At 36.0% G+C, this 19,937-nt stretch carries 10 protein-coding genes, 1 tRNA gene and 1 pseudogene; 4 read left to right on the top strand and 8 right to left on the bottom strand.

What is annotated here, in order from left to right; genetic code table 11:
• Window positions 1–30 precede the first annotated feature (30 nt).
• A complete protein-coding gene (locus tag ACM03V_RS32195; protein WP_414624883.1) occupies window positions 31–5,715 on the bottom strand; it encodes a protein kinase domain-containing protein in 5,685 nt (1,894 codons plus the stop codon).
• Window positions 5,716–6,035: 320 nt separating this feature from the next.
• Window positions 6,036–6,644, bottom strand: a complete 609-nt coding sequence (locus ACM03V_RS32190; RefSeq protein ID WP_414624882.1) for a response regulator — start codon at window positions 6,642–6,644, stop codon at window positions 6,036–6,038.
• 625 nt (window positions 6,645–7,269) lie between these two features.
• Here ACM03V_RS32190 and lipA point away from each other — a divergent pair.
• Together lipA and ACM03V_RS32180 are read left to right on the top strand one after the other, a co-directional pair.
• Entirely contained in the window at window positions 7,270–8,145 is an 876-nt protein-coding gene (gene lipA / locus ACM03V_RS32185; RefSeq protein ID WP_414624881.1) for a lipoyl synthase, read from the top strand.
• A 149-nt stretch (window positions 8,146–8,294) separates the two neighbouring features.
• Window positions 8,295–8,429: a photosystem I protein PsaX gene (locus ACM03V_RS32180; RefSeq protein WP_414624880.1), complete on the top strand. Its 135-nt coding sequence runs from the start codon at window positions 8,295–8,297 to the stop codon at window positions 8,427–8,429.
• Window positions 8,430–9,445: 1,016 nt separating this feature from the next.
• On the opposite strand, the pseudogene ACM03V_RS32175 reads toward ACM03V_RS32180, so the two are convergent.
• Window positions 9,446–10,238: pseudogene (locus ACM03V_RS32175) on the bottom strand (IS5 family transposase).
• Between the two features lie 519 nt (window positions 10,239–10,757).
• Here ACM03V_RS32175 and hrmK point away from each other — a divergent pair.
• The gene (hrmK, locus tag ACM03V_RS32170) at window positions 10,758–12,623 is read left to right on the top strand and encodes a hybrid histidine kinase/response regulator HrmK (RefSeq protein WP_414624879.1); all 1,866 of its coding nucleotides are present in this window, start codon (window positions 10,758–10,760) and stop codon (window positions 12,621–12,623) included.
• Between the two features lie 84 nt (window positions 12,624–12,707).
• Entirely contained in the window at window positions 12,708–13,538 is an 831-nt protein-coding gene (larE, locus tag ACM03V_RS32165) for an ATP-dependent sacrificial sulfur transferase LarE (protein ID WP_414624878.1), read from the top strand.
• A gap of 45 nt (window positions 13,539–13,583) precedes the next feature.
• On the opposite strand, the gene ACM03V_RS32160 is transcribed toward larE, so the two are convergent.
• The 5 genes from ACM03V_RS32160 to glyQ form a co-directional block, all read right to left on the bottom strand.
• The gene (locus ACM03V_RS32160; RefSeq protein ID WP_414624877.1) at window positions 13,584–14,759 is read right to left on the bottom strand and encodes a CapA family protein; all 1,176 of its coding nucleotides are present in this window, start codon (window positions 14,757–14,759) and stop codon (window positions 13,584–13,586) included.
• Window positions 14,760–15,396: 637 nt separating this feature from the next.
• A tRNA-Ser gene (locus tag ACM03V_RS32155) sits at window positions 15,397–15,483 on the bottom strand.
• An 80-nt stretch (window positions 15,484–15,563) separates the two neighbouring features.
• Complete coding sequence (locus ACM03V_RS32150) at window positions 15,564–17,942, bottom strand: ComEC/Rec2 family competence protein (RefSeq protein WP_414624876.1); 2,379 nt, start codon at window positions 17,940–17,942, stop codon at window positions 15,564–15,566.
• 83 nt (window positions 17,943–18,025) lie between these two features.
• The gene (locus ACM03V_RS32145) at window positions 18,026–18,505 is read right to left on the bottom strand and encodes a DUF4079 domain-containing protein (protein ID WP_414624875.1); all 480 of its coding nucleotides are present in this window, start codon (window positions 18,503–18,505) and stop codon (window positions 18,026–18,028) included.
• Window positions 18,506–18,719: 214 nt separating this feature from the next.
• Window positions 18,720–19,598, bottom strand: coding sequence for a glycine--tRNA ligase subunit alpha (gene glyQ / locus ACM03V_RS32140; RefSeq protein ID WP_414624874.1), 879 nt, complete (start codon window positions 19,596–19,598; stop codon window positions 18,720–18,722).
• Window positions 19,599–19,937: the final 339 nt, after the last annotated feature.

Below are 19,937 nucleotides of genomic sequence, written 5' to 3'. Positions count from 1 at the left end.
CTAAAGACGTAGCATTGCTACGTCTTTATGCTATTTGATCGGTATCTCGATCGCAAACTCAGTTCCCTCTCCCACTGTAGAATTGCAAATTAACTGACCTTTATGCTTCTCAACAATAATTTTATAGCTAATTGATAAACCCAATCCCGTACCACTTCCTACAGGCTTAGTAGTAAAAAACGGATCGAATATTTTTTTTAGTACTTTTTGTTCAATTCCCGAACCATTATCTGCAATCAAGATTCTTGCTGTATTTAAGTCTATTAATTCTGTTTTAATTTGAATTGTAGGGTTTTCAGTTAATTGAGATTTTTTTTGTGACTCTTCTAATGCATCAATTGCATTGCTCAAAATATTCATAAACACCTGATTAAGTTGGCTAGGGTAACAAGTAATTTTAGGTAGTTGTCCATATTCTTTTATGACTTGAATTTGTAGATAGCTATCTTTTGCTTTAAATCGGTGTTGCAAAATCATCAAAGTGTTTTCTATTCCTTCATGAATATCTACAGACTTCATTTCCGCTTCATCCAAACGAGAGAAGTTGCGTAAGCCTAAAACAATAGTACGAATACGTGAAGTTCCTACCTCTATAGAATTTAGAAGTTTGGGTAAGTCTTCGAGTACAAAATCTAAATCAATCTCAGCAGCTTTCTCTGCGACAACCGAGTTGCTATCAGTGTATTCTTGCTGGTAAATAGCTATCAAATCTAGTAAATCTTGCACGTATTGACTAGTATGATTAATATTGCCATGAATAAAATTTACAGGGTTATTAATTTCATGGGCGATTCCCGCTACCATTTGCCCTAAACTAGACATTTTTTCCGTTTGAATCAATTGCGCTTGCGTACTTTGCAGTTCATTTAAAGCCTTTTTCAAGTTTTGATTTTTATCGTTAATTTCATGAGTTCTTTCTACGACTTTTGATTCTAAAGTCTGGTTGTAATTTTCTAAATCTTCTTTTGCTTCAACCAAATTATTGTAGAGTATTGAATTCTTAAGTGAAATAGCAGCTTGGTTAGTAATTAAATTCAGAAGCTTTATACGATTGCGAGTAAATACTCCCACCGTGAGTTTATTTTCAAGGTAAAGAATTCCGAAGAATTTTCCTTGATTAATAATTGGGAGACAGAATATGCTTTTAGGTTTTTCATCAAGAATATAGCTATCAACAGCTAAATTATTTTGGGTTTGGGCATCGTCTATTACGATAGTTTCCTTCGTGCGCTTAACGTAGTTAATTAAACTTACTGGAACTTTTTTGCTAGATTCTAAAGGAGTAGAAGGTAGTTCTGTAAAAACAGAAGAAATATTAGAATTGCAGCTAATTGCAGTTAACTCTAAATCTTGATCGGCGTTTTTACTTAAAATTAAAGCACATTTAGAAGCTCCTGCATTCTCCATGATTACTTTCATTAAAGTAGAAAGTAAATCGTCTAACTGTATTTGCTCGGAAAGTGCTTGAGAAGCTTTAATAACTGATTCTAAATCTAAAGATGTTGAAAGAGTCGTATTAGAACCAGATATAGTTTTTTCATGACTAATTTCAGTTAGAGGTATAGGTTCATTAACAGAACTTTTTTCATCGTGATTAAAATTAGTTTCTTCTTGTAAAAGAATGTGACTAAGTAATTGAGGATAGCGTTTTTGCAAATCCTTAACTTTAGCTTTTGCACCCCAACGGATGTAACCATAGTAAGCGTCATCAAGATAAGCTTTCGCTATTTTTTGTTTATTCCATTTTAGATAGAATTTAGCCGCAAGTTCGTTAGCTAGTGCTTCTTCGTGGATATATTCGTTTTCTTTGGCTCCAGCAATGGCTAAGTCGAATAGTTCCATCGCTTGCATATTTTTTTCTAAAACACTATGCTTTTCTGCTTCTATTAAATGAAATTTATGTAGAAAATTCATTGGAGCATGATTTGCCCAGTGCTGCATTTGTTCTTGATTAACCGCTACTTTGTCTAAAAAATCTTCTTGTTCGGATTCGGAAGCTTCAGAATATAATGCTAGATAGGTTAATGAAGCGTAGAAATAAAACTGAGGAATAATTAGCATTGCGGTTCCAGCATCTAAATACTTTTGGATCTCAACTATATTGTCTAATGCTTTGACATACTCACCTACTAAATAGGATAAATGAAGCTTGCATAAATGTACGTGGAGAAGTGCTATTCCATCATGTGTTTGAAAATGTACTTGTAGCGTTTGTTCTTCATTATATGCTTCGCCAGTTAAATTATCTACTTGTTTCGTAGAGTCTTTTAAATTTAAAATACTTTGTCTATAAATCTCGTTCCAGTAAAAACTATTTGTTTGTTTTAGTTGAGAAATTATATTACTAAATATTAATGCTTCATCTGCAAGGTTATTTAAATTTTTACCCGTAAAATATGCATGGTATGAATAAGAAACTAAAGCATAACTTGCAAATTCAAAGTTTCCAAAATTTATACTATCACAGTGGATTTTTTGTAAAGGATGAAATGTATTTTTTATATGTTCTTTCCACGGCTTTATAAGTTGATTGAAAGTTTCAATAACTTTGATATAAGCTGCTTTAAAAACATTCTTTTCAACTAAATCTTTAGCTAAAGTGCCAAATCGATAACCATTTTCTATGTCTCCTACTATTCCACATAAAATTATTGCGTAACAAATGTATGCAAAGGCTGATAAAGGAGCATTACCATATGCAAGGGATAAACTGATTTGTTTAGCACAAATAAGAGGCATTAGTTCTGGAAAACTTTGATAAGCAAGCGTAATTGCACTCGATAGAATATGCATCGCTGCTAACGGCTCTGCTTCCGTCATTTCTGGTAAATCGACTAACTCCTCTATTTTCCTTCCTGCAAGATTTGATGTTGTTTGTGCGATCGCCATTTCAACATCGGATTGACTGGGATTCTCGGGAAACTCTATTCCTAATTGCTTGAGAACATTAAGTGCTGCATTAACCGCTTCTATTGCTTTACCCTGCGCTCCATAAGCTTGAATTCTAATTTCATAAACTTTAATTTTTTCTAACAGTGTTTTAGCTTTTGCTAACACTACTTCTACAAAGTCTTCCGAAGCCTGAAAATCGCCTGTTAAATAGGTAACTTCTGCTAATGCTTCATGTAAACTCAGGCTTAAATGATATTGTGTCTTCCAGCTATCTGAAGCAAGTAGTTCTCTTCCGGTAGTTAAATACTTTAATGCTTCTTGATAAGCTGTTGATGAAATAGCTTTTTGTCCGGCAAGTAAATTCATTTTAGCTAACTCGTATCGTTCTAGCTGAACGGTAATTAATGCTAAAGCTTTGTTAAACTGATTAACAGTCTCAAAAATATCATCTTCCCAAGATTCAGCAGAAGTCTTTTCTAATAGCTGTTTTCCTAGTTCTAAGTGAATTTGCTGTTTTTCGGATTCAGGAATCAAAGAATAAGCGGCTTGTTGAACCCGGTCATGTATAAACTTAAAATGACTAGTTATACAATGACTTAAAGGTGATTGTTTTGTATCGTCACTATCAATTATTAATGCTGCTATTTCATCATCGCTATTTGATGAAAATGAGTCTCTACCTACAGGTAAAACCAAACCTTGTAATACAGATTCCCACAATTCTGTTATCGTATCTTCACTAGATTTATTATTGATTGTGGAAAGAGTTTTTAAATCAAATTTACTACCAATACAGGCGGCGATTTTTAGTAATTTTTGATTGTAACTTGGCAGTCTTTTTATTTGTAGCGCCATGAATTCGACTACATCATCTGTAAGAGCTAGTTTTCTTACATCTGCAACATCGCATTCCCAGCGACCATTTTCGTAATTAAATTCGATAGCTTTATCTTTATATAAAGTCTGAATAAATTGATGAATGAAGAATGGATTACCTTTAGTTTTAGCAAAGACTACTTGAGTTAACGAAATAACACTATCAAGTTCGCACTTAAGAGTATCGGCAATCAAATAACCTAGATCGCTCTGATCTAAAGGTTCTAATTTTATAGAAGTAATATTTACATTTTCTTCTTGAATTTCTTTTATAGTTAAATTAAGCGAATCTGTAATATCAACTTCGTTGTCTCTATAAGAACCAATTAATAATAGAGCATGATTGCGATTATTTGTATTTACTCGATCAAGATCGGGCATCTGAATTCCAGACTTTTTATCTAATAACTGTGGATTATTAATTGTAGTGTTTTCACTCATTAATAATTTTACAAAATTGAGAGAAGCTGCATCCGCCCATTGCAAATCATCTAAAAAGATAACTAAAGGATGCTTTCTAATTGCAAAAATTTTAATGAATTTATGAAATAAAAACTTTAACCTATTTTGGGCAGCAATACCAGATAATTCTGCTGCTTGAGGTTGCGCCCCAATAATTAGTTCTAATCGAGGAATTAAATCAACGATTACTTGAGCTTGGTTCCCTAAACTAGAGAGAATATTGGTTTTCCATCGCTCGATTTGCGTATCGCTTTCACTTAGCAGTTGCTCAATTAAATTGCTTAAAGCTTGTACCCATCCTAAAAAGGGTATGTCTCGTTGCAACTGGTTAAATTTTCCTTTTATGAAATAACCTTTTTCTCTAAGAACAGGTTTGTGGATTTCATCTATAACTGCGGTTTTTCCCATTCCGGAATAACCTTTTACGAAAAATATTCCCACACCTTTACGTAGTTCTTTTTCTTTTATAAGGTGATGTTTGGGAGGATTAATTACTCTATCGAAAGCAGCTAGTAACTCTTGTATCTCTACTTCTCGACCATAAAGTTTATCAGGTATTGAAAAGCGATCTGAGATATCCTTAGTTGCTAACTCAAAATGCTCTATTTTTTGATTCTCTTGTAGCTGCTGCAAGCATAATTCTAAGTCATATTTTAACCCGAAAGCGCTTTGATAGCGTTCTTCGGCATTTTTTGCCATCAATTTACAAATTATTTGTGATATTATCGCAGGGATATTAGAGTTAATAATTTTCTTAACTGGTGGCTGTTGAGAAATATGACAGTAAATTAATTCTAATGGATTGTCATTGTTGAAAGGTAACTCTCCAGTTAGCAATTCAAACAAAGTTACCCCCAGAGAATAATAATCGGTGCGATAGTCAATACCTCTGTTCATCCTCCCAGTTTGTTCGGGAGAAATATAAGCAAGCGTCCCTTCTAAAACATTAGGATTGGTAAGAAATTGAATCTCTTTCGGTAAAATTGTGGAAATACTAAAATCTGTTATTTTTATTTCCTTAGTATTGGAATTAATTAGAATATTGTCCGGTTTAATATCTTTATGAATTATCTGATGACGATGTAACTCATAAATAGCAGATACTATTTTGATAGAAATATCGAGAAAATAATTGATAAAATCAGAACTTTTACGTATTCCATCAAAAGCCCAGCGTTCTATTTCATTACTTAATGCAATACCCCCAAAGTCTTCCATTATGAGGGCATAGCTTTTATTGTACTTTTCCAAGCTATAGGATTTTACAATACTAGGTATATTCAAATTTTTACTAAGTAAATACTGATTGCGAAACTGAGTGATTTCTTGAGAAGTCGGATATTCATTTCGCATCAGTTTAATTACTACAGGTTTGTAGTCTTTTTCTCTGATTCCTCTATAAATAACCGTTTGGTTGCTTAGGTGAATTTGCTCGATGATACGATAACCGGAAATCGTAAATAAATTGGATGATGATAAAACCATTGTTGCTATTCCTAATTCACTAGCTTATGTTGGTTTTATTGTTCCCATCAAGCTGCTAACTGTATCAAAACTAGGATAAAAATTATCGATAATATCTGATATTACGAATAAATCAGTTTATTAATCGTTAAAAGGTTTCAAAATTATTTATATTCTATTAGTAGAAATGCTTATATCTTACTGAAATTTAAATTTACAGCACGTCTTAATAAGGTGCGATCGCCGATTTAAAATTATAAATTTTGAGCAAATAAAAAAAAGCCCGTCAATGCAGGCTTTAAAAAGAATTTGAGCTAATCGTTTTAAGTTAGTCAAGAAAACTATTTCATTTTTTGTTTGATGTAGGCAACAACCTGTGTTAGCTGTTTTTTCAAACCGTCAATCTCTGACTGCATTTTCGCCATTTTTTGATTGAGTGCCTCTACTTCTGCCGCAGAATTCCCAAATTCGGCAGTCATAGTTCCATTAATTCCATTGGTTCCATTGGTTCCATTGGTTCTGTTAGTGCCATTGGTTCCATTAGCTCCTACAGCAACAGGTTGGGGTCGAGGTTGCTTAGCCTTCGCCATTGCTGCTTTAATTGAACTAATAAGCTGTTTTTGGTCAAAAGGCTTGTTAAGAAATTCAAAATGTTCAAACGGTTCGGAAATTTTTTCAGTAACTTCCTCTTTACGTCCTGACATTACAACTAAAGGAGTTTTTCTTAAATCTGGCTGTGCCTGAATTTCCTGATAAACTTCCCAGCCACTCATTTTTGGTAACAGAAAATCCAGCATAATTAGACTAAATTTTTCTTTCTTGATTAATTTAAGCCCTTCTAAGCCGTCTTTTGCTTCTAGCACTTGAAAATTACCCGGAGGTAACATTTCCCGTACTTTTACCCTGACTACTGTAGTGTCATCAATAACTAAAATTTTATTATTTGCCACGATGTTTCGCTCTAAAAGATAATTTAGGTTTAAATGGCGTTATCGCCCATAGCTGAATACTAGAGTTATCCCACTATATCCAAAATATATTTCGATTGGGGGAGGGTAATTTACGAGAAAATAACATTTGCATAAGTGTTTTATACAACATCATCATATAGCTGCTACTGACTCATGTATATTGTTAAATTAAAAGCATTTCTCTGTTTATCTACAAGCTTTTGAGCAATTATTAACTACTTTAATAAGTTTGCGAGCAGTAACTATATACTGATAATTTCAATCTAAATTACTCGTATCATCTGTAATTTACTAATAAATATCAGTATTAAGACTTACGCACGCAAGGCAGATTGCGTTTTTCTTTAAATGTATTCCTAAATCAAAATGCGTTTTTAAAGCTACTTGTTAAATTACGGTAAAAATAAGTAAGTCGGCACAAATAAACGATTACTGTGTAACATCTGGGTAAATTGAGTTAAAACTCTTTCCCCTACTGCCTACTCCCTATCTCCTACTCCCTTGCCCTAATTACGATTTTCAACGCCAACCTACTTAGCAGTTTGTTGTATGTTGAACTTAACCTACTTAATCTGTAAACAATACATATAAATAACAGATGTTTATGACTTCCTCAAAACAAGCTTCTATTAAATCAGAAATTACCGCAATGCCAGCGTGGTTACGTCCTGGAATTGGCAAAGCCAGCGAACTCTCAACTGTTCAACGCATTATTAAACAGCGTCAGATTCATACTATCTGCGAAGAAGGGCGCTGTCCAAACCGTGGAGAGTGTTATTCACAAAAAACTGCAAGCTTTTTGTTGATGGGACCTACTTGCACTAGATCCTGTGCTTTTTGCCAAGTAGATAAAGGTCATGCACCAATGCCTTTAGATCCAGAAGAACCAGAAAAAGTAGCACGAGCGATACAACTTCTAGGATTGCGCTATGTGGTTTTAACTTCCGTAGCCCGCGACGATCTACCAGATGGTGGTGCAAGTTGGTTCGTAAAGACAATGGAAACTATTCGTCAATTTAATCCAGAAACTAAAATCGAAGTGCTTACACCAGATTTTTATGGAAAAACAGAACCAATCGAAATAATTACCTTAGCTAAACCAGCTTGCTATAACCATAATATTGAGACAGTAAGACGTTTACAAGCTCCCGTGCGTCGAGGAGCGAAGTATAATCGTTCCTTAAAGGTACTGAAATTAGTTAAGCAAATCGACTCTACCATTCCCACTAAATCCGGCTTGATGCTGGGACATGGTGAAACAGCCGAAGAAGTCATCGAGACTATGAAAGATTTACGTAACGTCGAGTGCGATCGCCTGACAATCGGTCAATATATGCGACCTTCATTAGAGCATCTACCCGTGCAAAAATATTGGACACCAGAAGAATTTGAGGAATTAGCTACAATCGCACGTGATTTGGGATTCTCTCACGTTCGTTCTGGTCCTTTAGTTCGTAGTTCTTATCATGCCAACGTTTGATAGTCAACTATCTACAGTATTTATCCTAAGATGAAAATCTAATGGATTAAAGCTTTTTATGGTTTTATGAAAATCTTTCTAACAAATTTCGCGAAAAAGGACAGCTATTTGGTATTTGTTAAGAAGTCCTTAAATTTGGAGAAACTATTATGGCTAAAGTTGGTGTAGATGTTCCTCAGACAGATGCTAAAGCACCTTTCCCTTTCCGCACTTTAATCAGCGCTATTTTGCTCGCTGGTAATATATTGGTAGCAGCAATTTATTTTCACGTTCTTAATCCTTAAATTGCAGCAAACCTTTCGCGGTTCAGCATCTGACCGAAAATAATGGGATACAAGCCCCGTGCTAGAAGCATCGGCTTTCTGGTAAAATTGAGCTAGTCGCCATAGGGCATTGGGAGACTTTAAACGGACATGGAGGGAAGGTAAGACTAATTTAATTAGCGCATCCGGGCGAAGTGTCAAGAAATCCTCGCTCTTTTAGGACGAGGAGGTATGTCAAGTAATCGTGCTGTCCTAGTACGAGATTAAAGCTGGAAGTTGCCGGAAGTCAGTCCCGATTGCACTATATCAAAATACAGTGTCAAAAATATGACTTGAATCTGGAGTATTAAGATATTTGGGTTTGTAAATTATCGCACCTAACATCTTTACTTTTTGCTTTCAACTTTTATGAACATATGTTGCTCGCAAGTTCTTCAAAGAAATTAACTTAGAGGAACAGCGAGCAACACTTCTGCTTTTACAAAAACTTATTTTCAAGAATAATTTATCAAGTTCTGTAAGGATTATCTACTTCAATCACAGACATAGTTTACAAATGCAATTTTCTTTCGCTATTCCCTGTTTCCTCTTTTTCAGCTATCTAATTAGCATCTCTTTTTACTAAGACTTACGTAAAGCCCTTTTTCTTAAGGGGTTTGGGGGGAATTTTAAGGTTGTGAATACCTAATTTATTGTTGCAGTTGCGTAAGTCCTGTTTACTAGAGAACCTTAATCTTTATGCTTCTTCCGCCCTTAGTATGCTTAAAAAAATATTTAAAAAAGGGAAGAGGGTTGGGGGGAACTCTTAACAGCGAAAAAAATCTTTTCTTAAAGGAATTTAATCAAGAGAGCGGATCATTTTGTTTCACAGCAAGAGTTTCAGCTTTATTTTCTAAAATTTAAGCATACCAACTACTGATTAACCATTTTTATCTTTTAGTTTTGACAAGCTTTGTTTATATTAATTTGATGATAGATAAAAATATTGTTGATATTATCTTAGAGGATGTTTTAAAAGTTGAAGATGGCTAAAAAAACTATGCAAGCCGCCTAATCATTATCCGAATCATAGCAATGTATATAAAAGTTTCCGAAGTAATAGGTAATCTTTCATAATCTTTACTTAGACGGCGACACCAGTTAAGCCAACAATACGGTTCTCTCCACAACCCAACGTTTTGGTAAAATAATGAAACCTTTCTTTTCTAATGGTCTGAGTACTATCTCAACAATCCACCGAAACATATCCATTACCCACCGCATAAAATCTTCTCCCCTATATCCCCCATCCATCCAAATCGTGTGCAAGCGATTTAGGCGATCGCCACCCATACTGTGAACTTTTTTAAGAACTTTTTTAGCTCCAGCACGCTCTGGAACTGAAGCGGATGTAACCAGAACCCCTAAAACTAATCCTAATAAATCTACACTTAAGTGTCGTTTGCGCCCATGTATTTGTTTAAGGGCGTCGTAACCGACTTCTTGCGATATCATGGTTGCTGTTTCGACCGATTGACTGTCAACAGCAGCTTCTGATGGACTCGGTTCACGTCCTGCTGTGACCCTTACCCAGTGGTAAAGTTTGTCATGTATTTTTAACCAAGTTCCATCTTTCTGCCATCGCCAGAAATAACCATAAACTGTTGACCAGACTGGAAAATCCCCTGGCAATGCACGCCATGTACATCCTTGAGTGAGTACGTAAAAAATCGCATTTACTACAGCATAAATACATACTTCTCTTGGACGACCACCTGGTTTCGCTTCCGGAAATAGGTCTGCAATCAATTCCCACTGTTCCCACGTTAAGTAAAAGCGGATATATTTTATTCATTGCTCGCAAGGTGCTGATGTCTTCAATCTCAGCTTAACCCTGTGAGCTTTCTTACAGAAGCCCCCTACTTTTAAAACATCCTCTTAGCAAGATAGCGTTTATTCTACATAAATATAAAAAAAACTGAAGGTTTAGTCGTTACGAAGAGATTTTTTAACAATTGTTTCAAAGAAATATTATGCGATTGTAAAAAAAATAGATTGAAGGTAAGTACAATTTAAACCGAGTTCGAGTTAGCTTATTGCAATAGTTAATACATACCGCTCTAAATTCTGCTTAAATCCATTTATCATCATAGTTTCAGACATATTAGCTGCAAAATTGTTTGTCAGGATACTTTAAAGGCAGTGGAAATAAGTGACCCTATGATTAAAATACGATAGGCTATAATTTTAGCGTGACATTTGACACTATAAGTTTTAGTTTATATATATAGAAGGGATTGTGCGCTAATATACTCCGGTTTGTTTCGCACGTTTTAAAGCTATCAAAATTATTTAGCGGTCGAGTTGACCATGCAGCAGTATTCAAGCTTACCAGAGCAAAACTCACAATTAGATGCCAATTCATCGATTTTGACAACAATCGAACAACTTCGAGCCGAATTGTGGCTGGAACGCAGTGTGAATCAACTGCAAAGTCAGCTTAACCATTGTCTGGCTTTAGCTTTGTCCTTTGAGCAAGCTTCTGGAAAGACAAAAGATCGACAAAACACTCAAACAGCCATTACAAAAACAGAAATTTTTCAAACAGTTGTCAACGAACTTAAAATTGCATTAGATTTTAATGTTGTAGCGTTCACCGCGCCAGCTGTGGTGTCCATCGCCATTGTTCAACCACAAGAAACTGTTTGCAAAATCTGCTATGTTTCTTCTCATTCAACCACTCGTTCAGAGCTTTCAGCCTTGGCTGTAATGGTAAGGAAAGGTAAAAAGCTGCGGTTGAAATTAAAAGATGAAATACACTTTGAAGATTTACAGCAATTAGAAAATCAACAACCCCAAGCAGCTTGGTGTATGGCTAATGATTCTTTGGGAATTGTTGGTTGGTTAATTACTTCAGTGAAGTGTTCCACAGATTCTTCTTCAGGTGTAAATATAATAGAAAAATTACCACAATTAATGTCTAAGGCTGCTGCAATGTGTACGGCAGCTTTAAGCCAACTTGAACAAATCCAGTCCTTACAACAAGAACAATTACAGTTCAATAATCTTAACCAAGAATTACAGCGTACCAATCAACTCAAAAACCAATTTTTAGCGAATACCAGTCACGAAATTCGCACTCCCTTGAGTTCGATTATTGGTTTTACCCATTTGCTATTAGCTCAAGGTTATGACCCTTCTAAGCAGCGTCATCATGAATATTTAAACATTATTCAGTCGAGCGGTAAACATCTGCTGGCTTTAATCAACGATATTCTTGACTTGTCTAAAATTGAAGCCAATCAGTTAGAAGTTAATTGGGAAAGGCTTGATGTACCTCAATTATGTCGTAATGTATTAGCACTGATAAAAGAAAAAGCTGCTAATAAAGGCTTGCAAATGCGGCTTGATATAGATTCCAATATTGCGAATATGGTAGCCGATCCTTTACGGCTGAAGCAGATACTTTTAAATTTACTTTTTAACGCGGTAAAGTTCACTAAAACAGGAACAGTCGGTTTAGAAGTTAAATCCCAAGATGATTTTATGTATTTTACAGTTTGGGACACTGGAATAGGTATTAGTCAAGAAAATCAAAGCGAACTTTTTCAGCCATATTTTCAAATTTTTAACGAGAGATACGTCAATGGTGAAGAAGGTACGGGTTTGGGTTTAACAGTAACTCGTAAGCTTGTTGAAATCCACGGTGGTTGGGTTGAAGTAGAATCAGAAATAGATAAAGGTTCGCATTTTACTATAGTAATTCCTGTAGAACAAAATTCTGATGCTTCAAAAGAAAGTTTAGTAGTAAAGCAACGTCAAGCTGGGGTGGATCAAAATTACAACGTACCAGTTTGTTTAAAAGGTGCTTCAGATATTTTGTTAGTAGAAGATGATGTACCTAATGCCGAGTTGATCAAAACTTATTTAGAAAGATTGGAATATCAACTTACTTGGGTAAAAAGCGCCTCCCAGATGTGGGATGCTTTAAACAAACAAGATTATTCCGTGATTTTAATAGATATTGTTTTACCAGATACCAACGGTATTACATTAGTCAAACAGCTTCGAGGCAATCCGCGATATTCCCAGACTTGCATAATTGCTCAAACAGCAATGGCAATGAAAGGCGATCGCGATACTTGTCTTGCAGCAGGAGTCAACGATTATATTTGTAAACCGATTGATTTACCGCTTTTAGCAACAATGTTATCTCGATATATTACAGCTTCTTGACGAATTATCTGTATTATTCACTTAGTTCATCTCCCTTTTAAAATGGAATAATCAACTGATAAATTTTTGCATCTGGATTGGGAAATGATTTATTTAGAAAAATTAGAGCAGTTAAAAGCTTTATTTCAAGAGACGGAACAAGCAATAATCGCTTATTCTGGTGGTGTTGATAGTACTTTGGTTGCCAAAATTGCTTATGATATCTTGGGCGATAAGGCTTTGGCTGTAACTGCGATGTCGCCGAGTTTGTTGCCGGAAGAATTAGAAGATGCCAAAATTCAAGCATCAATAATCGGGATTCGTCATCAGGTTGTAGAAACCCATGAGATGGACAATCCTAATTACACTTCTAATCCCATTAATCGCTGCTATTTTTGCAAAAGCGAGTTACACGATACGCTCAAACCCTTAGCAAATAAATTGGGTTATCCTTACGTTATTGATGGGGTAAATGCAGACGATTTACACGATTATCGTCCCGGCATTCAAGCTGCAAAAGAAAGAGGTGCGCGTTCTCCTTTAGCTGAAGTTGGTGTAAGTAAAGTAGAAGTTCGTCAAATTTCTCAACATTTAGGTTTATCTTGGTGGGATAAACCGGCACAACCTTGTCTTAGTTCTCGTTTTCCTTACGGTGAAGAGATTACCGTCACCAAATTACAGCGAGTAGGAAGAGCAGAAATATATTTACGTAAACTTGGATGGAATAACTTACGAGTTCGCTCTGAAACCGATACAGCACGTATAGAATTGCCACCAGAACAAATTCAGGATTTTATCGTAAATACAGATTTAAAATCAGTAGTATCTGCTTTTCAAGAATTTGGTTTTATTTATGTAACTTTAGATTTAGAAGGTTATCGCAGCGGTAAATTAAATCAAGTTTTGAATAAAGAAGCTTTGCAAACTGTAAATTAATGAGCAATGAACAATTATCAATATTCATTATTTATTGATAATTGTTCATTGCTTTGCGAGTACCAACTCTCCTTTTTGATTAATTTTGACTGTAGAGTTGGGAAAATCAGCTTTATTCAAATAACGTACCAGTTGCACAGTTTTAAAATTCTGGTCAATGTAAGGAATTCCTTGTCTATTCATCCGCACCGGAACGATTTTTGCTTTCTCTACGCTTCCTTTAGGACTCATTTGGACTTCTAATATCATCGAGTAACCAGCTTGGGCAACGCTCGATAAAGTTCGGTATCCTAAAAAGTTTCCTAAAGAATAAGCAATCAACTTTCCTTTGTACATTTCCATTGCTCTAGGAACGTGAGGTCCGTGCCCAAGTACCAAGTCTGCTCCTGCGTCAATCATTGTCCGAGCAAATTTAATCGAATTTCCTCGATTTTCCCCATAGAAATATTCTGTTTTATTCTTAGTATGTAGTGCGCCAGTGCCTTCAGCACCAACGTGCATGGATATAATTACTATATTTGCTTCTTTTCGGGCTTTTTTTACAAGTGCTTTAGCTGCTTCTAAATCGTGAATAGAATTATAAAATTCATAAGGTGCAAACCCTATCATCGCAATTTTATTATTATTTTTTTCTAAAAAGAGAATTTGATTTTTATGACCTAATGTTTCAATACCAGCGTTTTTGAGATTCTTCATAGTATCTTTGAAACCCACCATGCCAAAGTCTCTTGCATGATTGTTAGCTACGTTGAATACATTAAATCCAACATCAGAAAATAACTTTGCATATTCTGGTGGAGAACGAAAAGCAAACACCTGTCCTCGACTAACATCTTTTGCTGAATAACGATGCTTAGTTAAACTAGTTTCAAAGTTACCGAATAAAACATCAGCTTCAGTTAAGTAAGCTCTGACTCCTACAGGTATTAGCTGGTTGGAATCTTCCGGAAGCCTGTAATTAGGATAGTTTGTACCTGGGATAACATCTCCAACCGCTTTGATCGTAACCGACTTTGCAGCATTTTGCTTCTCAATTATTGCAATTAGTTTACCTTGAGTATCTCTGGATTCTAAGGATGCTGTTGCTGTTTTTACTAAAGTTCCATTTTGTTGTAATCTTTGCGCCTCAAATCTAGTCAGCAAACTTGCGCCAAAACCAATTGCAAAACAACAACCGACAAAGCCAACTGAAAGCGATGCCTTCAGCTTTTGATTCAACATATTTCAATTCCTTACACTATGGCTTTAATTTAACTAAGTGCTTGCTCTAACGGCTCAGTAAGTACTCATGTTTTTATACCCTGTATAAAATAAACTACATATATTTACATAATAAATGATCTCTGTTAAGATTCTTTTAAGATATAGATAATACGTTGTTTGCCGCTTGAACTAAATGCAAAAATAATTACATACCTAACAATCTAAATGCAAGTATATTTTGCTGCTTATGAATATCTGTATGCTTGTAAATGTAAAACCTTCAATGAAAGCGAGCTACCCTAAAAGTATTTATTTGCGACGCATCCTATATCATTCGGTAAAAAACTGACTTCTACTAAAATTGAATCAGTTTATTAAAGGTTAATTACGGATAAATGCTAAAAAATCATTTTTAAAGTAACGCAACGCCTTAAAAAGCGATTTACTTGAAATGCCTATTAGAAAAATTTGCTCAAAAGAACTTAATTCCCTTCTAAGCATGATATTTTTAAAACCGATCTCTTGTACCATTTTTAATCAGCCCAGAGAAACCCGGTTACAGAGCAGAAGGTAAGACATGAATTCAAATAAACGTATTAAAATCGTACCGCAGCGCTGATGAAAAGGCTGCGATTCAAAATTCAAAACTTAAAAACGGAGAGGGGGGGATTCGAACCCCCGATACCCGTAAAGGCATAACGCATTTCGAGTGCGCCGCATTCAACCGCTCTGCCACCTCTCCAAAAGGACATATTATCCCTAACATAGATAAAATATCATATCTTAGTTAAATTTATCAATAAACTAAAGTTAAGTAGAATATCACAGAAACGAAGTGATATCTTCTGTAGTCCGAACAAAACTCTCAAATTGCTGCTGAGGTGTCCATTGAATTGCACCATCTCTTCCTGTAAATAATAGTTGTGTTTTGCTCTGCTTGATTACCGATAAATCCTTTGTGTCAAGGTTGGCATTAGGTGCGTTAAGCGAAGCTCTACCGAAGGTAATCGCCACTTGTGGTTGTAGAGCGCTCACTAATTCTTCCAAGGATTCGGTGGGACACCAAAGGACTTGCGGACGCGGTAAACTTCTACTTTCAATTAATTTACGAAGTTCCTCTGGCTTGAGATTTCCTACAAACAACCAAGATTTATTGCCTATTTGCATCTGCATTATGGGCAATTGGTTATTAATTAGTCGTATAGCTGCCGAACCAGTATTTACAGTTTGACCTAAAGATAAAACTTGGTATATTCCTTTATCCTGCCGTACTTGTGTTTGAATTGCTTTTTGAGTTAAGGCGTAATTTGGATTAGGAGAGTACTCATAGAAAGCTTTTATCCCTAAACGCTGTATTATTTCCAGCCAGCCATTGCTACCATCGTTTTGAAAATCTGTGGCGATCGCCCAATCAATTGTATTTACACCTTGCTGTTGTAAAAACGGTACTATCGTATAATTCGCGATATCTTCATCTGCACTATTAATAACCGTTATTTTTCCTCTATCTTGAATTACTACAACAGGTTCTCTACCTCCAGCCAAAACAGTGACGCGAAATAAACTATTTGCTGAATGCCAAGCAGGAATCAACACTAAACCAATAGATATTAAAGCTGCGATAAACCAGCGTTTTTGCCACCAGCGTATCTGCCAAGTACAGAAAAGTAACCCGTAAATAATAATTAGTTGCCAAATTGCGATACTACCAACTGCAACTGAGTTTCCTGGTAAATTGCTAAAAAATTCAACTATTTTAATTAATAAATCGGTTGGATAATGCAATATGCTAGCTAAAACGCTACCCGAAAAAGGCCAGATTAAAGCGGCTACAGCACTAATAATTCCACCAATACTGACTACCGATATTAAAGGTGTAACAATAATATTTAGTAAAATTCCGTAAGGCGGCACTACACCAAATACATAAAGTTGCAAGGGTAAAGTCCAAATCGTAGCTGCCAAAGGAACTGCAATTAAAGATGCAATAGTTGGTGGTAGCCATGCCAAACGTTTTGTAATTGCGGGTACCGTGAGAATTAACCCCAAAGTTGCTAAAAAACTCAGTTGAAATCCTAAGTCCCAAATCCACAGAGGATTAAATAATAATAGTAGAGTAGCTGCAACTATTAATGAACCCAACTGTTTTACTTTTCGTTTCAGCCCGATAGCAATTAAAGCTGCAAATCCCATAATTACTGCTCTAAGAACCGAAGGCTGAAAACCAGTTAAGCTCAAAAAGAAAATTAATGCCAAACAACCGCTAATAAATTGAGTTTTTCTACTAAAAGGTTTTGTAAATCCTAAGACTAAACCTAAAATAAGCGAAACATGAAATCCTGAAGCAGCTATAGAATGAGCTAGTCCCGCTCGTACAAATAAATCCCGAGTAGAATACGGTAAATCAACCGCTTTGCTTCCTAAAACCATAGCACTAACAAGCGGACCTTCCGGAACACCCAGCCAACGAACTTGTGACTTGATTATTTTCTGTCGTAACTTCCACCATCCCCATTCATATTCTTCGTCAAAATCTTTCAACTGTCTTCCATTTAAACCAGCAAAAGCACCTTGTTTTTGCAGATATTCTTTAAAATCAAAAGCTCCAGGGTTTAATGCTGAGTTGGGTTTATATAAAACTCCAGTCACTTCAACTTGTTGTTTTGGGTATAAACCAGTGGATTTCAGAATCGGTACCGTTACATATAACTTTCCTGTAACTCCTTTGCTAACTCTTTCTTCACCTTTTTTATTAGTTACTTCTGAGAGTTGAGTTGCCTTTAACCAAAATTGCCCCTTTCCCGAACGAGTTAAGCGGGGTGTGCTTGCTACATCACCTCTAACAATTACCAGTTGTTCTTGATTTGTGCTATTTCCAACGGGAACAAAATTACTAATATCTTTAGCTTCTGGTTGCGGAACCCGCATTTGAAAATAAAATGTTGCTAGCAATCCTAACAAACCAGCAACGAGCAATATTCTAGGATGAGGAGTAGTTCGTAAATTATGTGCGGCTTTTTTAGCAACTTCAGGTTTTGTTTTCTGTAAAGCAAGCTTCTTAGAGATAACACGGTGTCTTTGAAACAGAACGGCTATTATTACACTTAAAAACAATACCAACACTCCACCCCAAGGACTTGCACTCAATAGCAACCCTAGAATATAGCCAAAACAAATAATTAAACCAGGAGCTTGAATCATTAAGCTTTGAAAAATAATTTGAGAAAAAAACTTCCTTCCCCGTATATAAGGAAGGACATAAAGCTACAAATATAATTAATTAATTAAATCGATATACCCAACCGAAAACCAAGTACTGCGTGCAGAATCATTACACAAAGTGCAGTGCTACCTAAATAAGCATGAAGCGCTCGCAAACCTGGTTTATTACCTCCAAATTTTGTTAAAGAGATTGTGGCATTAATTGCCAGTAGCATCAATATAATTGAGCCAGTCCAAAAATGAGAGCTTTGTAAAATTGGTTTATCTTGCATCACCAAAGATAAAACCCCACCAATAGAACCCAGCATCATAAATAAAAACATCCACGGTGCTAGTTTACGATGACCGCTACGACTTTCAATGGCAACTTCTTTGTTTTCTGCAAGTCGCGATCGCCAACCTGTTACCCCCACGAAGGTACCCATCACAAAGATTACAATTGCCATCATTGCCGGATGTCCCCAATGTACTATTGGTTGGGGAACACCCAAAGAGTTAAACCAAGCAGCAATAGGTTCTAGTATTTTAGTTAGATTAGCCATTCTGTATTCTAAGTTCGCAATATTTGCAACAATAGAATTATTGCAGAGCATTGAGCAATTTATAGCACTAGTACTCGCTTGCGGCAAATTCTTAGGTGAAGGCAAGCAGAGGACAAATAAAAAAATATCCCGCTAATTTTAAACTCACGGGACACCATACATAATATATGACTAAATATTTACAATTTTTTCTGCTCGTAAAATCAATATCGCTTCATGCAGTAACTTTTTTCAACAACGGAAAACCTAACTTTTCTCGCTGCTCTACATAAAGTTGTGCTACCTTCCTTGCCAAACTTCTGATTCTGCCAATGTAGCGAGTCCTTTCTGTGACAGCAATCACACCTCTTGCGTCAAGCAAATTAAAAGTGTGAGAACACTTCATAATATAGTCCAAGCTCGGTAAAACTAAACCTTTCTCAGTTAATTGCTTGGCTTCTTCCTCATACATATTAAATAGTGTCAGCAACATCTGAGGATTTGAAGCTTCAAAATTGTAGGTACACTGCTCAATCTCCCCTTGGAGGTGAACATCTCCATATTTAATATTGTCCGTCCAATCAATCTTGGTAATTGCTTCCACTTCTTGGAGATACATCACTAATCGTTCCAGCCCATAAGTCATTTCAATTGACACGGGACGACAATCAATTCCCCCACATTGCTGGAAGTAGGTGAACTGAGTAACTTCCATTCCATCAAGCCAAACTTCCCAACCAGTTCCCCAAGCACCTACAGTCGCATCTTCCCAGTTATCTTCCACGAATCTAATATCGTGTTCTTCCGGTCGAATTCCCAAAGCCTTCAATGAATCCAGATAGATTTCTTGGATGTTATCGGGTGAAGGTTTTATTAAAACTTGATACTGATAATAGTATTGAAAACGGTTTGGGTTCTCTCCATAGCGCCCATCAGTAGGACGACGACAAGGTTCTACATAAGCCACAGCCCAAGGCTCTGGTCCCAAAGCTCTTAAAAAAGTATGTGGATTCTTAGTCCCCGCTCCCTTCTCAATATCGTATGCCTGAGCAATCAAACAACCTTGATTGCTCCAAAATTCATTTAAAACCGCGATCGCTGATTGAAAATTCACAGTTATTCTCCCTTAAGTCAACAATGCATTAACCATTGTTGCTCAAACTCGAAACCTGTAGGAGAGTTTTTCGACCCTTTGCTTGTAAATAGTGCTGATTTGGAGATAACAGATTGACTTGAAAAGATAATTTCAAGCCTTCGCAGGTCGAATGCCACTCAGAAGCACCACGAAGGAAACTTTTTTTATCGCTTAAAACCGTTGAGGTGTAAGGATTATAGCGACAGCAAAAAAACTTTTTTCAAAAAAGTTGAAAAAAGGTGTTGACACGAATAGGTTCTCTGGGTACTATGTATAAGTGCCTGAGAGAGAGAAACGCGAAACGCCGACTCCTCAAGG

Source organism: Calothrix sp. CCY 0018, assembly GCF_963920925.1.
Classification (GTDB): Bacteria; Cyanobacteriota; Cyanobacteriia; order Cyanobacteriales; family Nostocaceae; genus Rivularia.
Note: the sequence above shows the minus strand (reverse complement) of the source record. Positions and strands in the feature narration are given on the sequence as shown.